Source organism: Roseateles sp. P5_E11 (assembly GCF_054049355.1).
Genome location: NZ_JBFUMO010000479.1, coordinates 1 through 4,553, shown reverse-complemented (window position 1 = coordinate 4,553; position 4,553 = coordinate 1). Strand labels below are relative to the sequence as shown.

Genomic DNA, 4,553 nt, shown 5'->3' with positions numbered 1-4,553 from the left:
CGCGTCGAGAGCGCCGAGCGCAAGGCGCTGGTGCTGGCCGAGGGCTCGGTGCAGCGCCAGGGCGATAGCGCCTATGTCTGGAAGGTCGATGGCAATCAGCTCAAGAAGGTCAACGTGATCTTGGGCGAGCGTGACGACCGCCGCGGCGAGGTCGTCATCGCTTCAGGCCTGGCTTTGGGAGACCAGGTGCTGCGCGCACCCACCGGCAACCTGACCGATGGTGCGCCGCTGCAGCGCGTCACGGCCGGGGCCGGCGCGGCCTCAGCCGTCGCGGGCACGKCGTCACCCGTGCCTGCCGCCAGCAAGTAAGCAGGAGACCTCGATGTTTCTCTCCAACTTCAGCATCAGCAAGCCCGTCGCGACCGTCGTCATGGTCATCGGGCTGATGCTGGTGGGCCTGCTGGCGCTGTCCAAGCTCAAGGTCAACCAGTTCCCCGAGGTCGAGCCGCCGGTGCTCGTCATCAACATTCCCTATCCGGGCGCGTCGCCCGAGACGGTGGAGCGCGAAGTCGTCAACCGTATCGAGAAAGCGCTGCAGAGCATCTCGGGCGTGGATCGCTCCAACTCCACGTCGCGCGAGGGCAGCGCCACCCTCGTGCTGGTCTTCGACTTCTCGAAGAACATGATCGAGGCCGCCGATGAGGTGCGCAACGCCATCGCCTCGGTGCGCTACAAGCTGCCCACCGAAATCCGCGAACCCATCATCACGCGGGCCGACCCCGGCGCTCAGCCCATCCTGCAGCTGTCGCTGTCCAGCACGACGCTGACGCACGCCCAGCTCAGCCGCCTGGCCGAGGACAAGCTTGCCGAGCGCTTTCGCGGCATCTCAGGCGTGTCGACGGTGGGTGTCAACGGTTCGCTCAAGCGCGAGTTGTCCATCCTGCTGCACGCCGAGAAGCTGCGCGAGTTCGGCGTCTCCGTCACCGAGGTGCTGAATGCCGTGCGCGCGCAGAACACCACCGCCCCAGTCGGCAAGGTGCGTGGCGCGCTGGAAGACCAGAGCATCCGCCTGCTCGGTCGCCTCGAGTCGCCGGCCGAGTTCGAGCAGATGATCATCAAGCGCACAGGTGGCACCGGCGGCGGCACCGTCGTGCGCCTGGGCCAGGTGGCCGAGGTGCAGGACGGCTTCGCCGAGATGACCGGCTACTCGCTGCGCAACGGCCGACCCAACGTCGGCATCTCCATCACGCGCTCACGCGATGCCTCCACCGTCAGCGTGGCCAACGGCGCGCGCACGCTGCTGAAGGAAATCGAGAAGGAACTGCCCAAGGGCACGACGCTCGAGATCACCCAGGACGGCGGCAAGGATGCCGAGAACAGCCTGCACAACGTCACCGATGCGCTGGTGTTTGGCGCCGCGCTGACCATCTTCGTCGTCTACGCCTTCCTGAACAGCTGGCGCTCGACGCTGATCACCGCGCTGTCCCTGCCCACGTCCGTGCTGGCCGCCTTCATCGCCGTCTGGCTGATGGGCTTCTCGCTGAACTTCATGAGCCTGCTGGGCCTGTCGCTGGCCATCGGCGTGCTCATCGACGACGCCATCGTCGTGCGGGAGAACATCGTCCGCCACATGGAGCGCGGCAGCGACCGCGTCACTGCGGCGCGCGAGGGCACCGCCGAGATCGGCCTGGCCGTGGCTGCTACCACCTTCGCCATCGTCGCGGTCTTCGTGCCGGTCGCCTTCATGGGCAACGGCCCCGGCCAATGGTTCAAGCCCTTCGCGCTGACCGTCGTGGCCTCGGTCGTCGTATCGCTCATCATCAGCTTCACGCTCGACCCGATGCTGTCGGCCTATTGGGGCGACCCCGTGGGCTACCACGAGCAGCCCAAGAAGGGGTTCGGCCGGCTGCTGGAGCGCTTCAATCACTGGTTCGACGGCGTGGCCAACGGCTATGGCCATGTCATCGCCTGGGCGTTGCACCACCGCCGCTGGATGACGGCCTTCGCGGTCCTCAKCCTCGTCGGCGCCATCTTCCTGCAGATGACGTTCGGCGGCTCCAGCTTCCTGCCGCAGGCCGATGCCGGCTTCCTGGCCATCGAGGTGCGCAGCCCCGCCTCCAGCAGCCTCGACTATTCCAAGCTCAAGCTCGACGCGGCCGCTGCCCTGGCCTCGACGATGAAGGAAACCAAGGCGACGACCTCCTATCCCAACGCCAGCGGCGGGCGCATCTACGTCGACATTGGCAAGAGCACCGAGCGCCAGCGCTCGGCCGCCGACGTCGCCAAGGAGCTGCGCGAGAAGGTCGCCCGCCTGGTTGGCGCCGAGTACGTCGTGCTCGACGACCTGAACAACGGCGCCCAGAAGCCCGTGCAGATCCGCTTCTACGGCACCGACACGCGCCGACTGCAGCAGATCACGCAGGACTTCCAGAAGACCATGGCGGGCATCAAGGGTGCGGTCGACATCGGCTACTCCGAGCAGGACCCGCAGAACGAGCTGCAGATCGAGCTCGACCGCAGCCTGGCCAACCAGATGGGCATCTCGGTCAACGACGCCGCCCAGGCGCTGCGCGTCGCCTTCGCCGGTGTCGAGGCCGGTGACTGGATCGACCCGACCGGCGAGGCCCGCGACGTGTCCATCCGCCTGCACCCGAGCGACCGCGTCGACGCCGCCAACATCGAGCGCCTGCCGATCGCGGTGACCGGCACCAACCGCATGGTGCCGCTGGACCAGATCGCCACCGTCACCATGGGCAAGGGCCCGGGCCAGATCCAGCACGGCGACGGCAAGCGCACCATCACGGTCAGCGCCAATGCCCAGGGCCGCTCGTCCGGCGAGATCACCGCCGAAGCCAAGAAGCTGGCCGAGAAGATCGACTTCCCGCCCGGCTTCGGCATCGAGCTGGCCGGTGCGGCACGTGACCAGCAGGTTGTTTTCACGGCCATGATCACGGCGCTGCTGTCCGGTATCGCGCTGATGTATTTCGTGCTCGTCATCCAGTTCAACAGCTTCACGGCGCCGTTCGCCGTGATGCTGTCGCTGCCGCTGAGCCTGATCGGCGTCGTGCTGGCGCTGATCCTGACGCGCGGCACGCTGAACCTGATGAGCCTGATCGGCGTCATCATGCTGATGGGCCTGGTGGCCAAGAACGCCATCCTGCTGCTGGACGCGACGCGCCAGGAGGAGAAGGCTGGCATCGATCGCGAAGAAGCGCTGATGCACGCAGGCCGCAAGCGCTTCCGTCCCATCCTGATGACGACGCTGGCGCTGATCGCCGGCATGATGCCGGTCGCCATCGGCATCGGCGAAGGCGGCGAGTTCTACCGCCCGATGGCCGTGGCCATCATCGGTGGCACCATCACGTCGACGCTGCTGACGCTGCTCATCGTGCCGACCTTCTACGACAGCATCGAGCTGGCCCGTGACCATGCGCTGGCCAAGTTCCATCGCCGCGTGCCGCGGTTCACGCTGGTCGGCGCCTTCGTGCTGACGCTGATCGAAGCGGTGCTGGCGCTGGTGATGGTGCGCTTCGTGTTCCGCCTGATCGTCAAGGCCGGCCGTTTCGTGACCGGCCGCCGCGTCGCCGTTACACCAGCCGCCCAGGGTTGAGGAGGTCGAGCGGGTCGAGAGCCCGCTTGATCGCCCGCATCAGCGCCAGGGCCGTCGGGTCCTTGCGCTGAGCCAGCTCGTCGCGCTTGAGCCGGCCAATGCCATGCTCGGCCGAGATCGAGCCGCCGCGCTGCTGCACGGCGTCGTAGACCCGTTCGTTGATTGCTGCCTCATGCGCGGCCAGGAACTCCGCCGGCGCCACGCCGGCCGGCGCCTGCACGTTGTAGTGCAGATTGCCATCGCCCAGATGGCCGAAGTCGATGACCTCGATGCCGGGCAGATAAGCCGCCAGCACCGCATCCATCTCGGCGACGAAGCCGGGAATGGCCGACACCGGCAACGAGATGTCATGCTTGATGTTCAGCCCCGCCTGGGCCTGGGCCAGCGGAATGGATTCGCGTAGATGCCAGAAGGCCTTGGCCTGCTGGATGTTCTGGGCAACGGCCGCGTCCTGCACGCAGCCGCCTTCGAGCGCGGTTTCAAGCAGACCTTCGAAGACGCTGCGTGCATGCTCGGCGCTTTCGGCGTCGGACAACTCCAGCAGCACGGTCCATGCCGCGGCCGGCAAGGGCTGGGGCAATTGCGGCAGCTCGCGCGCAACAAGGGCGAGCGAGGCGCGGTTCATCACTTCGAAGCCGGTCAGCGCATCGCCGGCGCGCTCGCGCGCCAGGCCGAGCAAGGCGACGGCATCGTCCAGCGAGGCACAGGCCGCCAGCGCGGTCAGGCGCTCCTTCGGCTGCGGATACAGCTTCATCGTCGCCGCGGTGATGACGCCCAGCGTGCCCTCGCTGCCGATGAAAAGGTCGCGCAGGTCATAGCCGGTGTTGTCCTTGCGCAGCCCCGACAGCCCATGCCAGATCTCGCCGGCCACGGTGACAACCTCGAGGCCGAGGCAGAGTTCGCGCGCATTGCCATAACGCAGCACCTGCGTGCCTCCGGCATTCGTCGCCAGGTTGCCGCCGAGCGTGCACGAACCCTCGGCCGCCAGGCTGAGCGGAAAGAG

General features: G+C 67.3%; 2 protein-coding genes and 1 pseudogene. 2 read left to right on the top strand and 1 reads right to left on the bottom strand.

Annotation, left to right across the window (positions count from 1 at the left end; genetic code table 11):
• Both ACXJKR_RS25040 and ACXJKR_RS25035 read left to right on the top strand, forming a co-directional pair.
• A pseudogene (locus tag ACXJKR_RS25040) lies at positions 1-309 on the top strand (efflux RND transporter periplasmic adaptor subunit); the annotation flags it as partial.
• A gap of 13 nt (positions 310-322) precedes the next feature.
• On the top strand, positions 323-3,550 hold the full coding sequence (locus ACXJKR_RS25035; protein ID WP_457325123.1) for an efflux RND transporter permease subunit: 3,228 nt from the start codon (positions 323-325) through the stop codon (positions 3,548-3,550).
• Here the strand turns inward: ACXJKR_RS25035 and ACXJKR_RS25030 are convergent.
• Positions 3,528-4,553 (bottom strand): FAD-binding oxidoreductase (locus tag ACXJKR_RS25030; protein ID WP_457325122.1); only part of this gene is annotated, 1,026 nt, incomplete at its 5' end. The two genes, ACXJKR_RS25035 and ACXJKR_RS25030, sit on opposite strands and share 23 nt — an antisense overlap.